This is a genomic window from Gordonia sp. WA4-43 (assembly GCF_020520305.1).
Lineage (GTDB): Bacteria > Actinomycetota > Actinomycetes > Mycobacteriales > Mycobacteriaceae > Gordonia > Gordonia hongkongensis.
Map to the genome: position 1 here is coordinate 498,741 of NZ_CP084736.1, position 23,061 is coordinate 521,801.

At 68.4% G+C, this 23,061-nt stretch carries 19 protein-coding genes; 9 read left to right on the forward strand and 10 right to left on the reverse strand.

Going from position 1 to position 23,061, the window contains the following annotated elements:
* The first annotated feature begins 94 nt into the window (after positions 1 to 94).
* Together secG and ppc are read left to right on the forward strand one after the other, a co-directional pair.
* Positions 95 to 331 (forward strand): preprotein translocase subunit SecG, encoded by a 237-nt coding sequence (gene secG, locus LEL84_RS02370; RefSeq protein ID WP_010841002.1) that lies wholly within the window; start codon positions 95 to 97, stop codon positions 329 to 331.
* A gap of 55 nt (positions 332 to 386) precedes the next feature.
* Positions 387 to 3,218 (forward strand): phosphoenolpyruvate carboxylase, encoded by a 2,832-nt coding sequence (gene ppc / locus LEL84_RS02375; protein ID WP_226513237.1) that lies wholly within the window; start codon positions 387 to 389, stop codon positions 3,216 to 3,218.
* Between the two features lie 7 nt (positions 3,219 to 3,225).
* On the opposite strand, the gene pgl is transcribed toward ppc, so the two are convergent.
* From pgl to tkt, 5 genes are read right to left on the reverse strand one after another with little or no spacing between them, the layout of a single operon-like run.
* Entirely contained in the window at positions 3,226 to 3,963 is a 738-nt protein-coding gene (gene pgl, locus LEL84_RS02380) for a 6-phosphogluconolactonase (protein ID WP_137808811.1), read from the reverse strand.
* Positions 3,960 to 4,892: a glucose-6-phosphate dehydrogenase assembly protein OpcA gene (locus tag LEL84_RS02385; protein ID WP_226513238.1), complete on the reverse strand. Its 933-nt coding sequence runs from the start codon at positions 4,890 to 4,892 to the stop codon at positions 3,960 to 3,962. The genes pgl and LEL84_RS02385 overlap by 4 nt, the downstream gene beginning before the upstream one ends.
* A gap of 49 nt (positions 4,893 to 4,941) precedes the next feature.
* Complete coding sequence (zwf, locus tag LEL84_RS02390; protein WP_065632155.1) at positions 4,942 to 6,495, reverse strand: glucose-6-phosphate dehydrogenase; 1,554 nt, start codon at positions 6,493 to 6,495, stop codon at positions 4,942 to 4,944.
* 6 nt (positions 6,496 to 6,501) lie between these two features.
* On the reverse strand, positions 6,502 to 7,623 hold the full coding sequence (tal, locus tag LEL84_RS02395) for a transaldolase (RefSeq protein ID WP_226513239.1): 1,122 nt from the start codon (positions 7,621 to 7,623) through the stop codon (positions 6,502 to 6,504).
* A 27-nt stretch (positions 7,624 to 7,650) separates the two neighbouring features.
* A complete protein-coding gene (gene tkt / locus LEL84_RS02400) occupies positions 7,651 to 9,729 on the reverse strand; it encodes a transketolase (RefSeq protein WP_226514224.1) in 2,079 nt (692 codons plus the stop codon).
* 371 nt (positions 9,730 to 10,100) lie between these two features.
* Here tkt and LEL84_RS02405 point away from each other — a divergent pair, with 371 nt between their 5' ends.
* Positions 10,101 to 11,096: a heme o synthase gene (locus tag LEL84_RS02405; RefSeq protein WP_065632157.1), complete on the forward strand. Its 996-nt coding sequence runs from the start codon at positions 10,101 to 10,103 to the stop codon at positions 11,094 to 11,096.
* A 7-nt stretch (positions 11,097 to 11,103) separates the two neighbouring features.
* Here the strand turns inward: LEL84_RS02405 and LEL84_RS02410 are convergent, their stop codons facing one another.
* Positions 11,104 to 12,078, reverse strand: a complete 975-nt coding sequence (locus tag LEL84_RS02410; protein ID WP_226513240.1) for a quinone oxidoreductase family protein — start codon at positions 12,076 to 12,078, stop codon at positions 11,104 to 11,106.
* A gap of 32 nt (positions 12,079 to 12,110) precedes the next feature.
* Here LEL84_RS02410 and LEL84_RS02415 point away from each other — a divergent pair, with 32 nt between their 5' ends.
* On the forward strand, positions 12,111 to 12,497 hold the full coding sequence (locus LEL84_RS02415) for a hypothetical protein (protein WP_226513241.1): 387 nt from the start codon (positions 12,111 to 12,113) through the stop codon (positions 12,495 to 12,497).
* Positions 12,498 to 12,510: 13 nt separating this feature from the next.
* Here LEL84_RS02415 and LEL84_RS02420 read toward each other — a convergent pair whose 3' ends face one another.
* The 4 genes from LEL84_RS02420 to mptB all read right to left on the reverse strand — a co-directional run bounded on the left by LEL84_RS02420 (position 12,511) and on the right by mptB (position 17,293).
* Positions 12,511 to 13,560, reverse strand: a complete 1,050-nt coding sequence (locus LEL84_RS02420) for a COX15/CtaA family protein (RefSeq protein ID WP_226513242.1) — start codon at positions 13,558 to 13,560, stop codon at positions 12,511 to 12,513.
* Positions 13,557 to 14,387 carry an ABC transporter permease gene (locus LEL84_RS02425; protein WP_058250375.1) on the reverse strand — a complete coding sequence of 277 codons (831 nt, stop codon included), beginning with the start codon at positions 14,385 to 14,387 and terminating at the stop codon, positions 13,557 to 13,559. Before LEL84_RS02425 ends, LEL84_RS02420 begins: the two co-directional genes overlap by 4 nt.
* Positions 14,384 to 15,364: an ABC transporter ATP-binding protein gene (locus LEL84_RS02430; protein ID WP_083229431.1), complete on the reverse strand. Its 981-nt coding sequence runs from the start codon at positions 15,362 to 15,364 to the stop codon at positions 14,384 to 14,386. The genes LEL84_RS02425 and LEL84_RS02430 overlap by 4 nt, the downstream gene beginning before the upstream one ends.
* A gap of 108 nt (positions 15,365 to 15,472) precedes the next feature.
* Entirely contained in the window at positions 15,473 to 17,293 is a 1,821-nt protein-coding gene (gene mptB / locus LEL84_RS02435; protein WP_413466964.1) for a polyprenol phosphomannose-dependent alpha 1,6 mannosyltransferase MptB, read from the reverse strand.
* A gap of 133 nt (positions 17,294 to 17,426) precedes the next feature.
* Here mptB and LEL84_RS02440 point away from each other — a divergent pair, with 133 nt between their 5' ends.
* From LEL84_RS02440 to LEL84_RS02460, 5 genes are all read left to right on the forward strand, one after another.
* Positions 17,427 to 18,269: a helix-turn-helix transcriptional regulator gene (locus tag LEL84_RS02440; RefSeq protein WP_058250378.1), complete on the forward strand. Its 843-nt coding sequence runs from the start codon at positions 17,427 to 17,429 to the stop codon at positions 18,267 to 18,269.
* The gene (sufB, locus tag LEL84_RS02445; RefSeq protein WP_058250379.1) at positions 18,266 to 19,714 is read left to right on the forward strand and encodes a Fe-S cluster assembly protein SufB; all 1,449 of its coding nucleotides are present in this window, start codon (positions 18,266 to 18,268) and stop codon (positions 19,712 to 19,714) included. The genes LEL84_RS02440 and sufB overlap by 4 nt, the downstream gene beginning before the upstream one ends.
* On the forward strand, positions 19,714 to 20,901 hold the full coding sequence (sufD, locus tag LEL84_RS02450; protein WP_226513244.1) for a Fe-S cluster assembly protein SufD: 1,188 nt from the start codon (positions 19,714 to 19,716) through the stop codon (positions 20,899 to 20,901). Before sufB ends, sufD begins: the two co-directional genes overlap by 1 nt.
* 61 nt (positions 20,902 to 20,962) lie before the next feature.
* On the forward strand, positions 20,963 to 21,736 hold the full coding sequence (gene sufC, locus LEL84_RS02455; RefSeq protein ID WP_226513245.1) for a Fe-S cluster assembly ATPase SufC: 774 nt from the start codon (positions 20,963 to 20,965) through the stop codon (positions 21,734 to 21,736).
* A 45-nt stretch (positions 21,737 to 21,781) separates the two neighbouring features.
* Positions 21,782 to 23,059: a cysteine desulfurase gene (locus tag LEL84_RS02460; RefSeq protein WP_226513246.1), complete on the forward strand. Its 1,278-nt coding sequence runs from the start codon at positions 21,782 to 21,784 to the stop codon at positions 23,057 to 23,059.
* Positions 23,060 to 23,061 lie beyond the last annotated feature (2 nt).

The following is a 23,061-nucleotide window of genomic DNA, read 5'->3' on the forward strand; positions in this document are numbered from 1 at the left end:
ACGCGTACACTGTGGCAGGTTGGCCTCTTTTCGGGGGTTGACCTGCCACAGCTGTATGTAGGGGCTTTACGGAAGGGCGTTGCGACTCGTGACTGTGCAAGGTGCACTCGACATCGGATTGATCGTGACCAGCGTGTTGCTGATCGTGCTCATCCTGCTGCACCGCGGCAAGGGTGGCGGTCTGTCGTCGCTGTTCGGCGGCGGTGTCCAGTCCAGCCTCTCGGGCTCGAGCGTCGTCGAACGCAACCTGGACCGGTTGACGATCTTCGTCGGGCTCATCTGGGTGATCTTCATCGTCGGCGTGGGCGTCGACATCAAACTGTCCGGCTAGTCACCGTTCGCGCCTCGGGATGCCGCGCCCGTAGGTTGCCGGGATACTTGACGGCATGAGTGAAACCGTTCCCGCGCGGGGAGTCCCGGACTGGCGCCCATCGATCTCCATCGTCGACCACATCGTCGTCGACGACGAGGGCCGAGCACTCACCGAACCCCTACGGGAGGACATCCGCCTTCTCGGCGGGATCCTGGGTGACGTCGTCCGCGAGCACTCCGGCAGCGACGTCTTCGACCTCGTCGAAGCCGCCCGCGTGGCCGCATTCCGGGTGCGCCGCAACGAGATCGACCGCACCGAACTCGCCGACATGTTCGTCGATCTGGACATCTCCACCGCGGTCCCGGTCATCCGCGCGTTCAGCCACTTCGCGCTGCTGGCGAACCTGGCCGAGGACATCCACCGTGAGCGGCGCCGCGCCATCCACGTCCGGGCCGGTGACCCGCCCCAGGACAGCAGCCTCGCCGCCACCTACCGCAAGCTCGCCGAGGCGGGACTCGGCGACGACGAGGTCGGCCGGGCGCTGGCCGATGCCGCCGTGGTGCCGGTCATCACCGCTCACCCCACCGAGACCCGTCGCCGCACCGTCTTCGAGGCCCAGAACCGCATCACCGAGCTGATGCGGTTCCGCGGCCGGACCGAGCTGATGCCGGACGAGGACGCGGCGGTCACCGAGTCGATCCGGCGGCAGATCCTGACGCTCTGGCAGACCGCCCTCATCCGGCTCGAACGTCTCACCATCCAGGACGAGATCCGTTCCGGGCTCCGCTATTACGACGCCTCGTTCTTCGAGGTCGTGCCCGCCATCAACACCTCGGTGCGCGCCGCGCTGCGCTCGACGTACCCCGACGCCGGACTCGCCGACGAACCGATGATCCGGATGGGGTCGTGGATCGGCGGCGACCGCGACGGCAATCCGTTCGTGAACTCCGAGGTGGTGACCCTGGCCACCACGCTCGCCGCGCAGACCGCAGTCGGACATCACCTGGCCGAACTCGAGAGTCTCGCACAGGAACTCAGCATGTCGGCCCGGCTCATCGACGCCAGCGACACCCTGTTCGACCTCGCCGGGGCCGACGCCGACGACCCGGGGGCCGACGAACCCTTCCGGCTCGCCTTGCGCTCCATCCGGTCCCGTCTGGTGGCGACCGCCCGGGAGATGTTCGACGACGACTTCCTCACCTCGAGCGACCTCTTCCTCATCGACGGGAAACAGCCGTACGGCGACGCCGCCGAACTCCTCGCCGACCTCGATGTGATCGACGGCGCGCTGCGCGCGAACAACGACGACACGATCGCCGACGACCGATTGCTCGCCCTGCGAGAAGCCGTGCGCACCTTCGGGTTCCACCTGTCCGGACTGGACATGCGGCAGAACTCCGACATGCACGAGGAAGTGGTCGCCGAGCTGCTCGCGTGGGCGGGTGTGCATCCGGACTATGCGTCGCTCGACGAGTCCGAGCGCGTCGAGATCCTCTCCGCGGAACTGCGTGCGCGTCGACCGTTGACCAGTCCCGACGCCGAGCTGAGCGAGCTGGCCACCAAGGAACTCGGAATCGTCCGGGCCGCCGCCAGGGCGGTCGCGACCTTCGGTCCCGCGGCCGTGCCCAACTATGTGATCAGCATGTGCACGTCGGTCAGTGACATGCTCGAGGCGCTGATCCTGCTCAAGGAGGCAGGCCTCTACGACGCGAATGACGGTTCTCCGCGGTGTAGCGTCCGCGTGGTTCCGCTGTTCGAGACGATCGAGGATCTCCAGCAGGGCGCAGCGACCCTCCTCGCCGTTCTCGACGTCCCGTTCTATCGGGCGATGGTCGAGTCCCAGAACGGGATTCAGGAGATCATGCTCGGCTACTCGGACTCGAACAAGGACGGCGGCTACATGGCCGCGAACTGGGCGCTCTACCGCGCCGAGCTCGATCTGGTCGACGTGGCGTCGCGGTCGGGCACCAGGTTGCGTCTGTTCCATGGGCGCGGCGGGACCGTCGGGCGCGGCGGCGGTCCCAGTTACGACGCCATCCTGGCCCAGCCGCCCGGTGCGGTTCAGGGCTCGCTGCGCATCACCGAGCAGGGCGAGATCATCGCCGCGAAGTACGCCGAACCGGTCACGGCGCGGCGCAACCTGGAGACGCTGCTCGCCGCGACCATCGAGTCCTCGCTCCTGGACACCGAAGGTCTCGGCGACGAATCCGATTCGGCCTACGAAATCATGGACGACATCGCGGCGAAGGCGCGAGCCGCGTACAGCCGGCTGGTCCACGAGACCCCGGGATTCGTCGAGTACTTCACCACCTCGACGCCCCTGTCGGAGATCGGTGCCCTCAACATCGGCAGCCGGCCGGCGTCGCGCAAGCAGACCGAGAAGATCTCCGATCTGCGGGCGATCCCGTGGGTGCTCTCGTGGACGCAGTCGCGCGTGATGCTGCCCGGCTGGTACGGCACGGGCTCGGCGTTCGAGGAATGGGTCGGGGACGATCCGGAGCGGTTGGAGACGTTGCGGCGGTACTACGCCAAGTGGCCGTTCTTCCGCACCGTGATGTCGAACATGGCTCAGGTACTGGCGAAGTCGGACATGGGCCTGGCCCACCGGTACGCACAGCTGGTGCCCGATGAGGAGCTGCGCGAGCGGGTGTTCGGCATGATCGTCGACGAACACGAGCGGACGATCGCGATGTGCGCGAAGATCACCGGCACCGACGACCTGCTCCACGACAACGCCGCGCTGAAGCGGTCGGTCTACAACCGCTTCCCGTATCTCGAGCCGCTCAACCTGCTGCAGGTCGAGTTGCTGCGGCGCTTCCGTGCGGGGGAGGACACCCCGATCGTGCGGCGCGGGATCCAGCTCACGATGAACGGCCTCGCCACCGCGCTGCGGAACTCGGGCTAGCGGACGGTCACCGGATGTCGGCGGCGGCCGCGTCGTCGAGGAACCAGATGGTCTCTTCGGTGCCGCGCGCCCCGGCGGCGGGCCAGTCGGCCGGGTCCGCGCCACCGTGTGCGGCACTGACGGCCTCGGCCTTGTCGGCGCCGGCGACCAGGAACCACACCTGCCGGGAACGGTTGACGACGGGCAGGGTCAGGGTGATCCGGCGCGGCGGCGGCTTCGGCGAATCCTCGACGGCGACCACCGACTTCGTGGTCTCCGCGGTGGCCGCAGTGTGCGGGAACAACGAGTTGATGTGTCCCTCACCGCCCATGCCGAGCAGATGGAGATCGAACTCCGGCGCCACGCCGTCGCTCGACCGGCCGGCGAGAATCGCGGCGTAATCCGCGGCGGCGGCCTCGATGTCGTCGCCGAGCGGTCCGTCCGACGGTGCCATCGGGAACACCCGCGACGGGTCGACGGGCACGGTGTCGAGCAGCGCCTCGCGCGCCTGACCCGAATTGCGTTCCGGATCGTCGGCGGGGACGAAACGGTCGTCGCCCCAGTAGATGTCGACCTTGGACCAGTCGATGGTGCCGCTGTCGGCGGCGAGCGCCGACAGGAGGCCGATCCCGTTGCTGCCGCCGGTCAGCACCACACTCGCGACGCCGCGTTCGGCTTGGGCCCGGGTCACGAGGTCCACGAACCGGGTCGCGGCGGTCTCGACGAGTTCCTGCTTGGAGCCGAAGACGAGGGTCTCGGTGGTCATCGGGCGGCAACTCCTTCGGTGTCATCTGTGAACTCGACCTCGGGCACACCCTTGAGTGCTTCGATGTACACCTCGTCGGTGTCGAGTCGTCGTAGCTCCTCCGCGATACACGCGGGAAGTTCACGCCGGCCCATGGCGACGCGTCCATCGGGTTTGCCGGGCATCGTCAGCACGGCGTTGTTCTCCTCGTCGACGGCGAGGATGGTCGGTCCCTCGTCGCGGTTGAGTCGGATCTCGAAACTGCCGCGGCGGCGTCGCGTCGGGACGTTCAGGGTGGACCGCAGCCAACCGGCGATCAGGTCCACCGAGGGCGAGTTCTGCGATCCGGTGACCACGACCTCGGTGATCGGGGTGTGCGGCGGTCGGTCGACCGCGGACGCGAGGATCGCCCGCCAGTGGGTGATGTGGGTCCAGGCGAGGTCGGTGTCGCCGGGGGAGTAGGTCTCGAGGCGCTGCGCCAGCACCGCGAGCGAGTCGCCCGCCTTGCTCGCGTCGACGATGCGCCGGTGCCCGAGTTTGCCGAGCGGATCGTCGGCGGGGCGTCGTGGTCCCTTGCCCGGCCACCACGTGACGACCGGGGTGTCGGGGAGGAGGAAGGGGGTCACCACGCTGTCCGGATGATCGGCGAGTTCGCCCTGCAGCGACAGCACGACCACCTCGGAGGCGCCGGCATCGCCGCCCACGCGGATCTGCGCATCGAGCCGTGAGTCGCTCTCGCGCACACCGCGATACACGACGATGACGCGGCTGGGGTGCTCGCGGCTCGCGCCGACCGCCGCCTCGATGGCCCCTTCCATCGGCTCACCCAGTTCGACGCACACGACCAGGGTGAGCACGCGACCCAGACTCAGCGCGCCGCCCGCGGCGCGCACCTCGATGATCTTCTTGGCGACCTTTCCGGTCGACGTGTCGGGCAGTTCGACGATCATCGGGAGGCCTCCTGAACGGATCGGTCGGTGCGGGCGTGCGGACGTCTCGTCACGGCCGGCGCCACGCGCGACCGGTGCGGGCCATCATCTCCTCGGCCGAGCGCGGCCCCCACGTCCCGGACTCGTAGGTGTCGGGCGACCCCGACTCGGCCCAGTGGTCGAGCACCGGATCGAGGATGCGCCAGGACAATTCGACTTCCTCGTTGACGGGGAACAGCGAGGGTTCACCCAGCAGGACGTCGAGGATGAGACGCTCGTACGCCTCCGGCGAGGCCTCGGTGAAGGCGGTGCCGTAGCTGAAGTCCATGTTGACGTCCCGGACCTCCATGCTCGACCCGGGGACCTTCGACCCGAATCGGAGGGTGATGCCCTCGTCCGGCTGGACCCGGATCACGAGCGCGTTCTGGCTCAGTTCCTCGGTCATGGTCTGGTCGAACGGCAGGTGCGGAGCGCGCTTGAAGACGAGTGCGATCTCGGTGACGCGACGGCCCAGGCGCTTTCCGGTGCGCAGATAGAACGGGACCCCTGCCCAGCGACGGGAGTCGACCTCGAGGGCGATGGCGGCGAAGGTCTCGGTCTTCGAGTCCTTCGCGAAGCCCTCCTCTTCTTTGAGGCCCGGCACCTTCTCGCTGCCCTGCCATCCGGGTCCGTACTGACCGCGGGCGGTGTTCTCGTCGATCGGCAGGACGTTGCGCGTCGCGGCGAGGACCTTGATCTTCTCGGCCTGTAATTGCTTGGGCTCGAAGGAGATCGGCTCCTCCATCGCGACCAGGGCCATGAGCTGCAGCAGGTGGTTCTGGATGACGTCGCGTGCCGCGCCGATCCCGTCGTAGTAGCCCGCCCGGCCGCCGAGACCGATGTCCTCGGCCATGGTGATCTGGACGTGGTCGACGTAATGCGAACTCCACAGCGGATCGAACAACTGATTGGCGAACCGCAGGGCCAGGATGTTCTGGACGGTCTCCTTGCCCAGATAGTGGTCGATGCGGAACACCGACGACTCGGGGAAGACGTTGTTGACGATCGCGTTGAGTTCGCGTGCGGACTCGAGATCGTGACCGAACGGCTTCTCGATCACCACCCGTCGCCAGCTGTCGCCCGTCGGCGTGGCGAGACCGCTGCGCTCGAGCTGCTCGCAGACCGTCGGGAAAGCCCCCGGCGGTATCGACAGGTAGAACGCGTGATTGCCGTCGGTCCCGCGTTCGACATCGAGCGACTTGAGCGTGTCGCGCAGCCTGTCGAAGGCGGCGTCGTCGTCGAATGCGCCCTGCACGAACCGGAATCCCTCGGCGAGGCGTTCCCACACCTCTTCGCGGAATCCGGTCCGTGCGTGTTCACGGACGGCGTCGTGGACGATGGCGCCGAAGTCCTCGTCGGTCCAGTCGCGCCGGGCGAAGCCCACGAGGGCGAACGACGGTGGCAGGAGGCCGCGGTTGGCGAGGTCGTAGACCGCCGGCATCAACTTCTTGCGGGCGAGGTCGCCGGTGACCCCGAAGATGACCAGGCTGCACGGTCCCGCGATGCGCGGCAGCCGTTTGTCCTGCGGGTCACGGAGCGGATTGGTCCACGAACCGGTCCCGGTTGACTCCTCGCCTCCCGCCACCTGGGGTCAGCCCTTGTTCGCCGCGGACAGTTGCTCGGCGGTCGCGCTGAGCAGGTCGTTCCACGCGTCCTCGAACTTGCTGACGCCCTCGTTCTCCAGGACCAGGAAGACGTCGGTCAGGTCGACGCCCACCGCGACGAGCTTGTCGAAGATCTCCTGCGACTCGGCGGCGAGACCGATGATGGACTCGGTGTTCACCCAGCCGTGGTCGGCGAAGGCGTCCATCGTCTTGCCCGGCATCGTGTTGACCGTGTTGGGCGCGACCAGCTCGCTCACATACAGGGTGTCCGGGTAGTCGGGATTCTTGACGCCCGTCGACGCCCAGAGTGCGCGCTGCGGGCGGGCGCCCTTGGCGAGCAGCTCGGGGAACCGCGACTCGACCTCGAAGACCTGCTGGTAGGCCGAGTAGGCGAGACGTGCATTGGCCAGTGCGGCCTTGCCCTTGAGCTCGGTGGCCTCCGGGGTGCCGATGGCGTCGAGTCGCTTGTCGATCTCGGTGTCCACCCGCGACACGAAGAACGAGGCGACGGAGTGGATGCGGGAGAGGTCGTGGCCGGCCTGGGCGGCGGCGTCGAGGCCGTCGAGGTAGGCGGCGATGACCTTCTCGTAGCGCTCGACCGAGAAGATCAGCGTCACGTTCACGCTGATGCCCTCGGCGATGACCTTGCTGATCGCGGGGAGCCCGGCCTCGGTGGCCGGGATCTTGATGAGCAGGTTCGGCCGGTCGACGATCTTCCACAGCTCCACGGCCTGTGCCACCGTGGCGTCGGTGTCATGGGCGAGGCGCGGATCGACCTCGATCGACACGCGTCCGTCGACGCCGTCGGTCGACTCGAAGGTCGAGGCGAGCACGTCACAGGCGTTGCGCACGTCGTCGGTGGTGACCGTCCGAATGGTGGCGTCGACGTCGGCGCCCCGTGCGGCCAGCTCGTTGACCTGGTCGTCGTAGGCATGGCCCGACGACAGCGCGGCCTGGAAGATCGACGGGTTGGTGGTCACCCCGACGACCGACTTGGTGCTGATGAGTTCGGCGAGGTCACCTGAGCTGATCAGGTCCCGGGACAGGTCGTCCAGCCACACCGACACTCCGGCGGCGGACAGTTCGGCGAGCTTCTCGTTCTGGGTCACGATTCTCTCCTTGTGGGTTGTTGGCGCTCAGCCCGCGACGACGCGCTCGGCGGCCGCGGTCACGGCCTCGGCGGTGATGCCGAACTTGGTGAACAGCACCTTGTAGTCGGCGGAGGCCCCGAAGTGTTCGATCGACACGATCTCGCCACCGGCGCCGACGATGCGGTGCCACGGCATGGCGATACCGGCTTCGACCGCGACGCGCGGAACCGACGGCGGCAGCACGTGGTCGCGGTACCCCTGCGGTTGCTCGTCGAACCACTCGACACAGGGCATCGAGACGACTCGCGCCTTGATTCCCTTCTCCGCTAGCGCCTTCTGTGCGTCGACGGCGAGGTACACCTCGGAGCCGGTGCCGATGAGCACGACGTGGGGATCACCCTCGGAGTCGCTCAGGACGTATCCGCCGTTGGCGACGCCCTGCGCCGAGGTGCCTTCCAGGATCGGGATGTTCTGGCGGGTGAGTGCCAGGCCGACCGGGTGGTTGCGGCGGGTGAGCAGGTGCTGCCAGGCGTATGCGGTCTCGTTGGCGTCGGCCGGCCGGACGACGTCGAGGTTCGGGATCGCGCGCAGCGCGGCCAGGTGCTCGATCGGCTGATGGGTCGGGCCGTCCTCACCCAGACCGATCGAGTCGTGGGTCCAGACGTAGATCGGATCGATCTCCATCAGCGCCGCGAGGCGGACCGCGGGACGCATGTAGTCGGCGAACTGCAGGAAGGTACCGCCGTAGGCGCGGGTCGGCCCGTGCAGCGCGATGCCCGACAGGATCGATCCCATGGCGTGCTCACGGACACCGAAGTGCAGGGTGCGGCCGTAGGGGTTGGCCGACCACTTCTTGGTGCTGATCGAGGTCGGTCCGAACGACGGCTCGCCGTCCATGGTGGTGTTGTTGGAGCCGGCCAGGTCGGCCGAGCCGCCCCACAGCTCGGGCAGCACGGGCGCGAGCGCGCCGAGCACCTTGCCCGATGCGCTGCGGGTCGCGACATCCTTGTCGCCGACGTTCCAGCTGGGCAGCACGTCGGTCCAGCCCTCGGGCAGTTCGTGGGCGGTGAGCCGATCGAACAGCTTCTTGGCGTCGGGGTTCTTCTCCGCCCAGGCATCGAACGACGACGTCCACGCCGTGCGTTCCTCGGCACCGCGGTCGATGAGCTTGCGGGTGTGGCCGATCACCTCGTCGGTGACCTCGAAGTTCTTCTCCGGGTCGAAACCGAGGACCTTCTTCGTCGCCGCGACCTCGTCTTCGCCGAGCGCCGCGCCGTGGGCCATGCCGGTGTTCATCATGTTGGGGGCGGGGTAGCCGATGATGGTGCGCAGGCAGATGATCGACGGCCGGTCGATGACCTGCTGGGCCGCCTCGATCGCCGCCTCGATGGCGACGATGTCCTCGCCGCCCTCCACGGTCTGCACGTGCCAGCCGTAGGCCTCGTAGCGCTTCGCGACATCCTCCGACAACGCGATGTCGGTGTCGTCCTCGATCGAGATCTGGTTCTGGTCGTAGAACACGATCAGGTTGCCGAGCTGCTGGGTGCCTGCCAGCGAGCTGGCCTCCGACGTCACGCCCTCTTCGATGTCGCCGTCGGAGGCGACGACGTAGATGTAGTGGTCGAATGGGCTCTGTCCGGGCGCCGCATCGGGGTCGAACAGGCCGCGTTCGCGTCGGGCGGCCATCGCCATGCCGACCGACGAGGCGAGGCCCTGACCCAGCGGGCCGGTGGTGATCTCGACGCCGCGGGTGTGGCGGAACTCGGGGTGGCCCGGCGTGAGAGAGTCCCAGGTCCGCAGCGCCTCGATGTCGGACAGCTCGAGACCGAACCCGCCGAGGTAGAGCTGGATGTAGAGCGTCAGGCTCGAGTGTCCGCACGAGAGGACGAAGCGGTCGCGCCCGGCCCAGTCGGTGTCGGTCGGGTCGTGACGCATGACTCGCTGGAACAAGGTGTAGGCGAGCGGAGCAAGGCTCATCGCGGTACCGGGGTGTCCGCTTCCGCACTTCTGCACTGCGTCGGCCGCCAGGATCCGGGCCGTGTCGACGGCGCGGGTGTCGAGGTCGGTCCAGTCGTCCGGGTGGCGGGGGGTGGTCAAAGCGCGGATCTCGTCTGTGTCGGCCACGATGCTGAAGGTCTCCTGTGCCTGCTCGGTGCGATTCGTACTCGGTCGGAGGTCGTAGAAGGGGCGATGGGTACCAGGGCGACCGGTACCAGCGGGATCGGTGTAGGCGTTGATCGGTATCGGCGCTGACCGGTGTCGGCCACCGACGATCGTCGGCGCGTACGCGTCCAGAGTAATCGGCGCCGGCCATGCGTTGCGCGCCGACCGAGGGTTACCGGCGAGTTCTGGCGTCATCGCCGGTCGAGAGCTCGCGCATGGCGGTGCCATGCCTCGATTCACGGTTCGCAGAGGCAAACGTCTACCATGCTCCGTAGTAGCCCGCGGGCGTCTGTGCGGGCGGACGAGGAGTGTTCGTGAGGATAGGGGAGCGTGTGAGCGGGAACAGTTCCGCCGCATCTCACTCGACCGACACCGCATCGAATCCGCAGGTATCGACCGAAACGGTCGCACCGGCCGATCAATCGTGGGCCGGGCGTGTGCGTGCGACGGTGCTCGCCTACATCGCGCTGACCAAGCCGCGTGTCATCGAGTTGCTTCTCGTCGCCACGATCCCGGTGATGCTGCAGGCCGACCGCGGCCACGTCGACATCGCGGTCATCGCCTTCACCCTCATCGGTGGCTGGCTCGGCGCCGGCAGCGCCAACACCCTCAACATGGTGGCCGACGCCGACATCGACAAGAAGATGAAGCGCACGGCCCGGCGTCCGCTGGCCCGCCGCGCGGTCGCGCCGCGGAGCGCGCTCATCTTCGGTCTCGCGTTGTGGGCGGCGTCCTTCGCGGTCCTGTACTTCGCCGCCAACCTCCTCTCGGCGCTGCTCGTCTCTGCGACGATCCTCTTCTACGTCGGCGTCTACACGCTGATCCTCAAGCGTCGGACCTGGCAGAACGTGGTCTGGGGCGGCGCCGCGGGTTGTATGCCGACCCTGGTGGGGTGGGCCGCGGTCACCGGTTCGCTGAGCTGGCAGCCGATCGTCCTCTTCGCGGTCATCTTCTTCTGGACGCCGCCGCACACCTGGGCGCTGGCGATGCGCTACAAGGAGGACTACAAGGCGGCCGGTGTGCCGATGCTCCCGGTGATCGCGACCGAAGAACGCGTCACCCGCCAGATGCTGATCTACACGGTCCTCACCGTGGTGACCTCACTGCTGCTGATCCCGGCGACGAGCTGGATCTACACCGTGATCGCGCTGACCGCCGGCGGCTGGTTCCTGGAGCGTGTGACCAAGCTGTACCGCGACACCAAGCGCGGTGCCGAGGTGGCACCGCTGAAGGTGTTCCTGCAGTCCAACGAGTATCTCGCCATCGTGTTCTGCGGCCTCGCGATCGACGCGGTCGTCGGCCTGCAGACCATCTCGTCCTACTTCTGAGCGCGGCTCACGTCCCGGCCGGCAACAGCACCGTCGAACCCGTGGTGACACGTGCCTCCAGGTCGGCGTGTGCGGCAGCCGCATCGGCCAATCGGTAACGCTGGCCGACGCGCACCTCGACACTGCCGTCGACGATCGCCTCGAAGTACTCGCCGGCCCGGCGGTTCAGTTCCTCGGCGGTGTCGGTGAAGTGCGCCAGTGTCGGCCGCGTCACCGACAGCGACCCCGCCGCGTTCAGACGTTGGAGGTCGAACGGCGGAACCGGCCCGCTCGCCGCCCCGAAGAGCACGATGATCCCCCGGACCGCGGTCGACGCCAGTGACTGCTCGAAGGTGTCCGCGCCGACGCCGTCGTAGACCACCGGCACGCCGCGTCCGTCGGTGAGGTCACGGACGCGGGAACTCAGGTCCTCCCCGTAGCGCAGGACGTGATCCGCCCCGGCGGCGCGCGAGAGTTCCTCCTTCTCATCGGACGAGACCGTCGTGATGACCGTCAGTCCGCGGCGCTTGGCGAGCTGGGTGAGGATCAGGCCGACACCACCGCCACCGGCGTGCACCAGGATCGTGTTGCCGGCTTGGGGATGAGCACTCCCGTCGAGGAGGTAGTGCGCGGTGAGACCGCGGAGAAGCGACGACCCGGCCACCGCGTCGTCGACCGCGTCGGGTACCGGGACCGCTTTCGAGGCCGGGACCGCGACAAGCTCCGCATACGAACCGGGGGCCGCACACCACGCCACCCGCTGACCTTCCTGCAGCGACGTCACATCCGAGCCGGTCGCGACGACGACGCCCGCGCCCTCGGTACCGGGGATGTAGGGCGGTGTGGAGGGGTACAGGCCCCGGCGCAGATAGGTGTCGATGAAGTTCACGCCCACCGCTGCGGTTCGGACGATCACCTCGTCGGCGGCCGGGATGGGATCGTCGACACTGCCGAAGGTCAGGACGTCGGGTCTGCCGTGGCGGGTCACCTGGATAGCTCGCACGACACCGTTCTACACGCCGGGATCGCCCCGGTATGCTGACCCCCATGACGAACACCACCGACGACGAGAAGTCGGGCACACAGCAGAAGGTCGAGGCACCCACCGAGGTCGTCGCCTCGGTACGCAAGTTCGTCGAGCGCGAAGGTTGCAGCGCGAAGGTCGTCCTCCAGGCGATCGGGGACGCCGGTGTGCGGATCACGCTCGTCGGCGACGCCAACGGCATCCTCGGGGACCGGGTCGTGCCCGATCTCGCGACCGCGCAGGCCGTGGTCGACGCCGTCGACGGTCTCGAGATCGCCGAGTGGGACCGTGACCTCACCTCGGAGACCACGGTGTCGACGTCGCACTACCGCAAGATGGCGGGTTGGGTCGCGCGGCAGAAGCGCTTCCCGCGTGCGCGCAACCGCGCCATCCTCTGAGGCCGGAGCTCGATCAGGCAGGCTCGCGCAGCGGGTCTGCCTTTTTCGTGGCCGATTCCTTGGCGACCGGGTTCCGCGCGATCAGGAGCTGCCAGGTGGCGCCGATGAGCAGGACCGCACTGCCGAACATGTGCGCGATGACCAGGGCGATGGGCAGATCCGTGGCGAACTGCACGAACCCGATCAGCCCCTGAAGCAGCAGGAGCAGCATGAACACCACTGCCGAGCGCTGTTGCGGCCGAGCGAACACCCGCGCGTAGACGAGGGCCGCGATCGCGAGCCCGACGAGGGTGAAGACGGCGTCGGCGTGCAGCTGTGTCGCGTTGCCGGGGTCGAGACCGTTCCGCGGGGCGTCCACATCGCCGGCATGCGGGCCGGAACCGGTCACGACCGTGCCGAGGTAGATCGTGCCCCAGGTGACGAGATAGACAAGCCAGGCGAGGTAGATGCCGAGCCGGCGCGTGGCGGTCGAGGGGGCGTCGGCATCGGGCGCGGTGGGCGTCGGATACGGACGCATCCGGTAGACGAGCACGGTGGATGCGGAGACCAACGCCATGGACAGCAGGAAATGCAGCGCGACGACCCACGGGTTGAGCTGGGTCAGGACCGTGATCCCGCCGATCACCCCCTGGAACGGGATACCGAGCGCGATGAGGGTGACCAGCCACTTGTCCCGGCGCGCCGCTCCGGCCGACCGCAGGACGGCGACCCAGGTCGCGATCGCGATGACGATCAGCACGAAGGTGAGCAGACGGTTGCCGAACTCGATCGCGCCGTGCATGCCCAGTTCGCCGTGCGGCACGAACGACTCGTCGGTGCACCGCGGCCAGGTCGGGCAACCGAGGCCCGAGGCGGTCACGCGCACGGCGCCGCCGGTGACCACGATGCCCACGTTCGAGACGAGCAGGGCGATGGCCCAGCGATGCACGAATCGTGCCGTCGGCCGGCCGAAGCCGGGGACGAACCGCCACGGACCGGTCAGCGGCCGGCGCGCGTCGCCGGCGGCCGCGGCATGATCGCCCGACCGGGCCGTGGCCGGGGCGTTCGAAGTATCGGATGTCATCGGAATCGGAACCACCTCACCGCCAAGGTGCCGGCCACCGCGGCCCACACCAGCAAGACACCCACCCCGAAGGCGTCGAACGAACCCTCCGAGGCCATCTCGAGCGCCTCGCTCAGTGCCCCCGACGGGATGCACCGCGCGATCCAGTGCACGGCGTCGGGGATGTTGGAGTCGACGACGACGAGACTGCCGAGGCCGATGAACGCGAACCACAGCAGGTTCGCCAGTGCCAGCACGACCTCGGCCTTCAAGGTGCCGCCGAGCAGCAGCCCGAGAGCCGCGAAGCACGCGGTGCCGACCGCGAGGACCACCGCACCGATGAGCAGACCGACGGGGCTCGGTCGCCAGCCGAACGCGGCGCCGATCCCACCGAGGATCACCGACTGCAGCGCGACCACCACGAGGACCGCGATCGACTTGCCGGCGATGATGCCCCAGCGCGGTATCGGCGTCGCGCCGAGGCGTTTCAGCGCGCCGTAGCGACGGTCGAACCCGACGGCGATCGCCTGTCCGGTGAACGCCGTCGACATCACCGCGACGGTCAGGATCGCCGGGACGAACAGCGCCGCCCGCTCGGCGGGGCCGTCGCCGAACCCGGTGTCGATCGGCAGCAGGCACAGACCGACGAGCAGCGTGATCGGGATGAACATCGTGAGGAGCAACTGCTCGCCGTTGCGGAGCAGGAGCTTGAGCTCCAGGCCGCTCTGCGCGGCGATCATCGCCGGCAGCGACGCCGCCCGGGGAGCGGGGCGGAACAGACCGTCGGGGAATGTTCCGGCAGCACGGTCGGCGGGGCGGGGGAGCCCGGTGGGTGCGGATGAGGTCACGGTCGAAGGGTCCGTCCGGTGAGATCGAGGAAGACGTCTTCGAGGCTGCGGGTCTCCACGCGCAGATCGGTCGCGAGGACGTTGATCTTGGCGCACCAGGCGGTCACCGTGGCCAGCACCTGCGGCGTCATCGGACCGATGACCAGATACGAGCCGGGGGTGGCCTCCGTGCAGTGGTAGTCCTCGGGCAGGGCCAGCACCAGCATCGACAGGTCGAGTCCACGTGGTGCGGTGAAGCGCAGTTCGTTCTCGGCGCCGGTGCTGGTGAGGTCGGCGGGTGTCCCGTCGGCGACGACGTGGCCGTGATCGATGATCGCGACGTGGTCGGCGAGTTCCTCGGCCTCGTCCATCAGATGCGTCGTGAGCAGGACGGATGCTCCGTCGGCCCGGAGCCGGTCGATGAGTTCCCACACGACGAGGCGGGCGTGGGCATCGAGTCCGGCGGTCGGTTCGTCGAGGAAGACCAGTTCGGGGCGGCTGACGACCGCGCAGGCGAGGGCGAGGCGCTGCTGCTGGCCACCGGACAGACGTCGGTAGGACGTTCGACGCACGTCGGTCAGGCCGAGTGCGTCGAGCAGGAACTCGGGATCGATGGGATCGGCCGAATACGCGGCCACCAGGCGCAGCATCTCCTCGGCCCGGGCTCCCGGGTAGGCGCCACCGCCTTGCAGCATCACGCCGATGCGGCGCCGGAGCGCGTCGTTGTCGGCGATGGGATCGAGACCCAGGACGCGGACGCTGCCGGCGTCGGGTGCGGTGAAGCCCTCGCAGATCTCGACAGTCGTGGTCTTGCCCGCGCCGTTGGGACCGAGCAGGGCGAGGATCTCGCCGCGTTCGAGGGTGAGATCGAGCCGATCGACCGCGGTGCGATCCCCGAAGCGCTTGACCAGACCACGAACCTCGACGGCCGCCGCAGTGGCGGCCGGGGTGCCGGCGGAGGCGGCTGACCCGGGATCGCGGAGCCGACGATCGTTCACCCGATCGTCGTCGTTGATCTGCCGAGAGGTCGTGCTGCGCACACTGGTCAGACTAGGCGCTCGGAGCCCAGGGACGAAAAGCGGTGACCGGGCACACGGCGCATGCGCTCATCGTCGTGCCGACGCCGACCCGGCCGTGGCCTCGTCGTCGTCCGACACGGGCCCGCGGCGGCGTCGACGACGGGGCGCGCGGTCCTCGAAGAACAGGGCGGTGAGAACCGCGACCATGATCACGCCGGCCAGAAGTCCTTGTGCCAGAACCACTCCGCTCGTGTTGGAACTCGTGGGCATCACCACGATGGCGATGATCGCCGACGCCGCGATCGTGGAGATCCGGAACCAGGCGCCGGTGGCCCACGCGGCCAGCGGGATCACGGCCCACAGGAGGTACCAGGCCTGCACGAACGGGAAGAACAGCACGACTGTGGCCATCGACACACCGAGTGCACCGAGTGGGTGGAGCCGGCCGCCGAGCGTGGCGAGCATCCACCGGACGATGAACAGGGCGGCGACGAGCTGGCCGATGGGCCGGGCCACCTCGAGGATCGCCTGCGTGTGCTCGCCGAGGCCGAGGGTGACGCCGATCCGGCCGGTGGTCACCGACAACAGGGTCGGCATCGACATCCACGAGCGGACGATCTCGCCCGTCGACAACGTGCCCGTCCAGCCGAAGCCGAGCCCGGTGCCGAGGGAGATCCCCATCATCACGATGCCCAGGACCACCACGTAGAAGGCCGCCGACGCGCTCAGCATGTACACCGACCACCGGGAGCGACCCCACCATTCCCGAATCGGCGTGTGGCGGAGCACGGGCAGGGTGGCGCCCCACCGCATGGCCAAGGCGATGCCGACGAAGCCCAGGGCGAGCATCGAGGTGACCTTGATCATCGCCGACGCCGCGAGCACCGCACCGCCGCCGATGAGCAACCAGCCCGATCGGGTGGGGACGAGGGTCCCGGGTCGGCGGAGCCGTTCGGCGCCGTAGATGGCGCGGAAACTCAACTCGAGACCGACGAGCATCAGGCCGAGCATGAGGGCCTCGTTGTGGATGCCCCCGACGAGATGCAGGATGACCAGCGGATTCATCGCGCCGAGCCAGAGTGCGGCCACCGACGAGACCCCGCAGCGGCGGGCCAGGCGGGGGAGTGCCCAGACGATGAGCGCGACGCCGATCAGTGCGACGACGCGGTGCAGGAAGATCGCGGCGGTGATGTTGTCGCCGGTGACCTTGGTGATGCCCTCGCCGATCCACAGGAAGAACGGGCCGTAGGGCGCGGGGGTGTCACGCCAGAGGTTGGGCACCGACCTGGTCAGGATGTGGTCCACGCCGAGTCCGCGGACCGGACTGACCGAGTACGGGTCCATGCCCCGGAAGGCGATGGCGCTCTGCGCGAGATACGAGTAGATGTCCTTGCTCAGCAGCGGCGGCGCCACGATGATCGGGGCGATCCACAGCATGAGGGTCCGGTCGGCCTGCCGGCGGCTCATGCGGCGCTCCGGGCTCCGGCCGTGGCGGACCTCGACGCTGAACCGGCCGACTGCGAACCGGCCGAGCAACAACCACGCGACGACCAGGGTGATCGCGCCACCGATGGACAGCGCGAGGGCGGTGCCGAACATGCGTGACGGCAACGACAGGACGCGCATCCCGGCAACGGGGTTCTGCAGTACGGGTACCGCACCGGTCCCGAGGGCGCCGATGAGGATCAGTACCGAGCCGGTGGCGCCGAAGAGCTTGATCCGGCGGAGCCGGCGGGTCTCCTCGGCGTTGAGCGGGCCGACCTCGCGCTCGTCGTCGTGCAGGCGGGCCACGGTCTTGCCGTAGTCGCCGGGTTCGGCGCCGGCAGCCGCAGGGCGCTGTTTGCGCAGTCCGAAATAGTCGAGCAGGGCGACCAAGCGGGTCCACACGAGTCCGAAGTAGTCCGGCACGCGGCGCGGAGCTGTGGTTTCGGGCACACGACGACTGTAATCGCCGGACGTGGTGGCCTCACGACCCCCTGCGATAAGGGCACCCTTGCTGGCAGCAGGGAAGTAATTACGTCACACTCGTGTTGTGAAAACCATGCGGAACGATGTTGTGCTGCCCTCTGGCAGTGCCGGCGCCGTGCCCTCCGCTGGTACGGGTGCCGGAGTGACCGGCGGTGTCGACGCGCACCATGACGGTCAGACTCGGGAGGCCGTGGTCACCCTGCTCGTCGAAGACGGCCCGCTCACCGCCGGCGACATCGGCGAGCGGCTCGGCATCTCGGCGGCCGGCGTCCGTCGCCATCTCGACGCCCTGACCGGCGCCGGGGACATCGAGGTCGCCTCGCCGGGGTTCGGCCAACGCGGCCGGGGCCGACCCGCCAAGTACTTCCAGCTCACCGCTTCCGGACGCGGCAAGATGCGCCACGCGTACGACGACCTGGCCGGTGCGGCGATGCGTAAGCTGCGTGATCTCGGCGGCACCGACGCGGTCGCCGAGTTCGCCCGCGAGCGCGTCGAACGCATCGTGGCCGGCGTCCGTCCCAGCACCGGTCCGGTGACCGTCGCCGACACGGTCGACGAGATCGCCGACGCGCTCACCAGCGCTGGGTACTCGACCAACACGCGTCAGGTCGGGACCGGCATGCAGATCTGCCAGCACCATTGCCCGGTGGCGCACGTCGCCACCGAGTTCCCGGAGCTGTGTGAGGCGGAGACCGCGGTCTTCACCGAACTCCTCGGCACGCACGTGCAGCGACTGGCGACCATCGCCAACGGTGACTGCGCCTGCACCACCCATGTGCCGATCCACCCACCGCCGGGTGGGACCACCGAAGACCGACCCGGGGCCGTCGCGGACCCCGATACGCAGCCCGTATCGCCTCGCGCCACCCCGAACCAGACACCGACCGCCACGACAACCCGAAAGGCCACGCGATGACTGTCACCGATCCGGCCACCCCGACCCCAGCGGCGCCCCTCACCCAGGAGGAGACGATCGCCGCCCTCGGCAAGTACGGCTACGGCTGGGCCGATTCCGACGTCGCGGGCGCGAGCGCCAAGCGCGGACTGTCCCCGGCGGTCGTCGCCGACATCTCGGCGAAGAAGAGCGAGCCCGAGTGGATGCTCGAGCAGCGCCTCAAGGCCCTCAAGATCTTCGACAAGAAGCCCATGCCCGGCTGGGGTGCGGGGCTCGAGGGCATCGACTTCGACAACATCAAGTACTTCGTGCGCTCCAGCGAGAAGCAGGCCGCCACGTGGGACGACCTGCCCGAGGACATCAAGAACACCTACGACAAGCTCGGCATCCCCGAGGCGGAGAAGCAGCGTCTCGTCTCCGGTGTCGCGGCGCAGTACGAGTCCGAGGTCGTGTACCACTCGATCCGTGAGGACCTCGAGAAGCAGGGCGTGATCTTCCTCGACACCGACACCGCGCTCAAGGAGCACCCGGAGATCTTCCAGCAGTACTTCGGGACCGTCATCCCGGCGGGCGACAACAAGTTCTCCGCGCTCAACACCGCGGTGTGGTCGGGTGGGTCCTTCATCTACGTGCCGCCGGGTGTCCACGTCGACATCCCGCTGCAGGCCTACTTCCGGATCAACACCGAGAACATGGGCCAGTTCGAGCGCACGCTGATCATCGTCGACGAGGGTGCCTATGTGCACTACGTCGAGGGCTGTACCGCGCCGATCTACAAGACGGACTCGCTGCATTCAGCGGTCGTCGAGATCATCGTGAAGAAGGGCGGCCGCTGCCGCTACACGACCATCCAGAACTGGTCGAACAACGTCTACAACCTGGTGACCAAGCGCGCGAAGGCCGAGGCCGGCGCGACCATGGAGTGGATCGACGGCAACATCGGTTCCAAGGTCACCATGAAGTACCCGGCGGTCTGGCTGACCGGCGAGCACGCCAAGGGCGAGGTCCTCTCGGTCGCGTTCGCGGGTGAGGGCCAGCACCAGGACACCGGCTCCAAGATGGTCCACCTCGCGCCGAACACCTCGAGCAACATCGTCTCCAAGTCGGTGGCCCGTGGTGGTGGCCGGGCGTCGTACCGCGGTCTGATCAAGATCAACAACGGTGCGCACGGCAGCCGGTCGACGGTGAAATGCGATGCGCTGCTGGTGGACACCATCTCGCGCAGCGACACCTACCCGTACGTCGACATCCGCGAGGACGACGTGACGATGGGCCACGAGGCGACCGTCTCGAAGGTCAGCGACGATCAGCTCTTCTACCTGATGAGTCGCGGTCTCACCGAGGACGAGGCGATGGCCATGGTGGTCCGCGGCTTCGTCGAGCCGATCGCCAAGGAACTCCCGATGGAATACGCGCTCGAGCTCAACCGCCTGATCGAGCTCCAGATGGAAGGAGCTGTCGGCTGATGGCCGATCCCACATTGCCCGTGACCACTCCCGGCTCGGCGGCGCCCGTCGTCAATAAGGGTGAGATGTTCACCTCGTTCGACGTCGACGCCTTCGAGGTGCCGAGTCCCCGCGAGGAGGCGTGGCGGTTCACCCCGTTCCGTCGTCTCCGCGGGTTGCACGACGGAACCGCGCAGCGGACCGGCGAGGCCGGCGTAGAGGTTGCCGGGGCCGTCGAGGGTGTGACCGTCGAGACCGTCGGTCGCGACGACAAGCGGCTCGGTGAGGGCGGCGTGCCGTTCGACCGTGTTGCCGCGCAGGCGTATTCGTCGTTCACGCAGGCGACCGTGGTGACCGTCGGCCGCGAGGTAGAGCTCGCCGAGCCGGTCACCGTCACGGTCACCGGTCCCGGCGAGGGCGAGACCGCCTTCGGCCACACCCAGATCCGGCTCGAGGCGTTCGCGCGCGCCGTCGTCGTCCTCGATCAGAAGGGCAGCGGCACGTTCGCGGAGAACGTCGAGTTCGTCGTCGGCGACAGTGCCGCACTGACCGTCGTGAACATCCACGACTGGGAGGACGACGCCGTCCACGTCGCGACGCATCACGTGCGTGCCGGCCGTGACTCCGTGGTCCGCCACTTCGCGATCAGCTTCGGCGGCAACCTGGTTCGGCTGTCGCCGATCGTCCACTACGACGCGCCCGGTGGCGACGTCGAGATGTGGGGTCTGTACTTCGCCGACGCCGGCCAGCATCTCGAGCAGCGACTCCTCGTCGACCACAGCCAGCCGCACTGCCGCTCGAACGTCGTCTACAAGGGCGCGCTGCAGGGCGACGTCTCCGGCGATCGCAGCCGTGAGGCCCACACCGTGTGGGTCGGCGACGTGCTGATCCGAGCCGAGGCCGAGGGCACCGACACCTTCGAGCTCAACCGCAACCTGGTGCTCACCGACAACGCGCGTGCCGACTCGGTGCCGAACCTCGAGATCGAGACCGGCGAGATCGTCGGTGCCGGACACGCCAGCGCCACCGGTCGTTTCGACGACGAGCAACTGTTCTACCTGCAGGCCCGCGGCATCCCTGAGGACCAGGCCCGACGCCTCGTCATCCGCGGCTTCTTCGGCGAGGTGATCGCCAAGATCGGGGTGCCCGAGCTGCGCGAGCGTCTCTCGGCGGCGGTCGAGCAGGAACTCGAACTCGCCGGCGCCTGACCGCCGACCGACCACCCTCGCCATCCGAACTTCCCAGCCCGGAGAAAGAAATCCTGAGACTATGACCACACTGGAAATCCGTGACCTGCACGTCGATGTCGCGCAGACCGACGCCGACGCCGAGCCCATCCACATCCTCAAGGGTGTCGACCTGACCGTGAAGTCGGGGGAGACGCACGCGATCATGGGCCCCAACGGTTCCGGCAAGTCGACGCTGTCCTACGCCATCGCCGGTCACCCCAAGTACGAGGTGACCTCGGGGTCGATCACCCTCGACGGTGAGGACGTCCTGGAGATGAGCGTCGACGAGCGCGCCCGCGCCGGGCTGTTCCTCGCCATGCAGTACCCCGTCGAGGTGCCCGGCGTCTCGATGTCGAACTTCCTGCGGACCGCCGCCACCGCCGTGCGCGGTGAGGCGCCGAAGCTGCGCCACTGGGTCAAGGAGACCAAGGAGGCGATGACCTCGCTCGACATCGATCCGTCGTTCTCCGAGCGCAGCGTCAACGAGGGTTTCTCCGGCGGTGAGAAGAAGCGTCACGAGATCCTCCAGCTCGATCTGCTCAAGCCGCGGATCGCGATCCTCGACGAGACCGACTCGGGACTCGACGTCGACGCCCTGCGGGTGGTCAGCGAGGGCGTGAATCGCTATAAGGAGCGCGACAACGGCGGGATCCTGCTGATCACGCACTACACGCGCATCCTCCGCTACATCAAGCCGGAGTTCGTGCACGTGTTCGTCAACGGCCGCGTCGTCGAATCCGCCGGTCCCGAACTCGCCGACGAGCTCGAGGCGAAGGGTTACGAGCGTTTCACCTCGGCTGCCAAGGCCGGCTGAGACCGCCCGACCGATCCGAGCCGACCAGCACAGGAGGTGTACCAGGTGACACTTTCGACAGAGGTTTCCACCGCCCTGGACGTCGATTCGCTGCGCGCCGACTTCCCGATCCTCTCGCGCACCGTGCGCGACGGAAAGCCGCTGGTGTACCTGGATTCCGGGGCGACCTCGCAGCGTCCGGTCCAGGTGCTCGACGCCGAACGGTACTTCCTCACGCACCACAACGCGGCGGTGCATCGCGGCGCGCATCAGCTCGCCGAAGAGGCGACCGATGCGTATGAGGACGCCCGGGAGGTCATCGCGGCGTTCGTGGGGGCGTCCGCCGACGAGCTCGTGTTCACCAAGAACGCGACCGAGGCACTCAACCTCGTGACCTACACCCTCGGCGACCCGCGGTCCGCGGACGTCCTCGGGGGTTCGGCGCTCGGGCCCGGCGACACCGTCGTCATCACCGAGCTGGAGCATCACGCCAATCTCGTTCCGTGGCAGGAGCTCTGCGGCCGCACGGGCGCGACGCTCCGCTGGTTCGGGGTCACCGACGAGGGCCGGATCGACCTGGATTCGCTGACCCTCGACGAGTCGGTGAAGGTCGTCTCGTTCACCCATCAATCGAATGTGACCGGGGCGGTCGCCGATGTGGCCGAGCTGGTCTCGCGCGCACGCGCGGTCGGCGCACTCGTCGTGCTCGACGCCTGCCAGTCGGTGCCGCACATGCCGGTCGACTTCCGTGCACTCGACGTCGACTTCGCCGCCTTCTCCGGGCACAAGATGTTCGGGCCCAGTGGCGTCGGAGCGCTGTACGGCAAGTCCGATCTGCTGAATGCGTTGCCGCCGTTCATCACCGGCGGCTCGATGATCGAGACCGTGACCATGGAGGGGTCGACCTACGCCCCGCCGCCGCAACGGTTCGAGGCGGGCGTGCCGATGACCTCGCAGGTCGTCGGACTCGGTGCCGCGGTGCGCTACCTGACCGACCTCGGCATGGACGCCGTCGCCGCGCATGAGCATGCGCTGACCGCGCGGGCGCTGGAGCATCTCGGCGACATCGAGGGCGTGCGGATCATCGGGCCGTCGACCTCGGAGAACCGCGGCGGCGCCGTGGCCTTCCTCGTCGACGGCATCCACGCCCACGATCTCGGGCAGATCCTCGACGACGAGGGCGTGGCCATCCGGGTGGGTCACCACTGCACGTGGCCGCTGCACCGGCGCTTCGGCGTCGCCGCCACCGCGCGTGCGTCGTTCGCCGCGTACAACACGTTCGCCGAGGTCGACGCGCTCGGTGCCGCGATCGTCACGGCGCAGAAGTTCTTCGGGACGGTCTGAGC

Bases quoted from the DNA above. Each gene is read 5' to 3' on its own strand.
- ppc (WP_226513237.1), top strand. From the start codon at position 387: ATGAGTGAAACCGTTCCCGCGCGGGGAGTCCCGGACTGGCGCCCATCG.
- pgl (WP_137808811.1), bottom strand. From the start codon at position 3,963: ATGACCACCGAGACCCTCGTCTTCGGCTCCAAGCAGGAACTCGTCGAG.
- LEL84_RS02385 (WP_226513238.1), bottom strand. From the start codon at position 4,892: ATGATCGTCGAACTGCCCGACACGTCGACCGGAAAGGTCGCCAAGAAG.
- LEL84_RS02415 (WP_226513241.1), top strand. From the start codon at position 12,111: ATGCTGACCCCCATGACGAACACCACCGACGACGAGAAGTCGGGCACA.
- LEL84_RS02420 (WP_226513242.1), bottom strand. From the start codon at position 13,560: ATGACATCCGATACTTCGAACGCCCCGGCCACGGCCCGGTCGGGCGAT.
- LEL84_RS02440 (WP_058250378.1), top strand. From the start codon at position 17,427: ATGCGGAACGATGTTGTGCTGCCCTCTGGCAGTGCCGGCGCCGTGCCC.
- sufB (WP_058250379.1), top strand. From the start codon at position 18,266: ATGACTGTCACCGATCCGGCCACCCCGACCCCAGCGGCGCCCCTCACC.
- sufD (WP_226513244.1), top strand. From the start codon at position 19,714: ATGGCCGATCCCACATTGCCCGTGACCACTCCCGGCTCGGCGGCGCCC.
- sufC (WP_226513245.1), top strand. From the start codon at position 20,963: ATGACCACACTGGAAATCCGTGACCTGCACGTCGATGTCGCGCAGACC.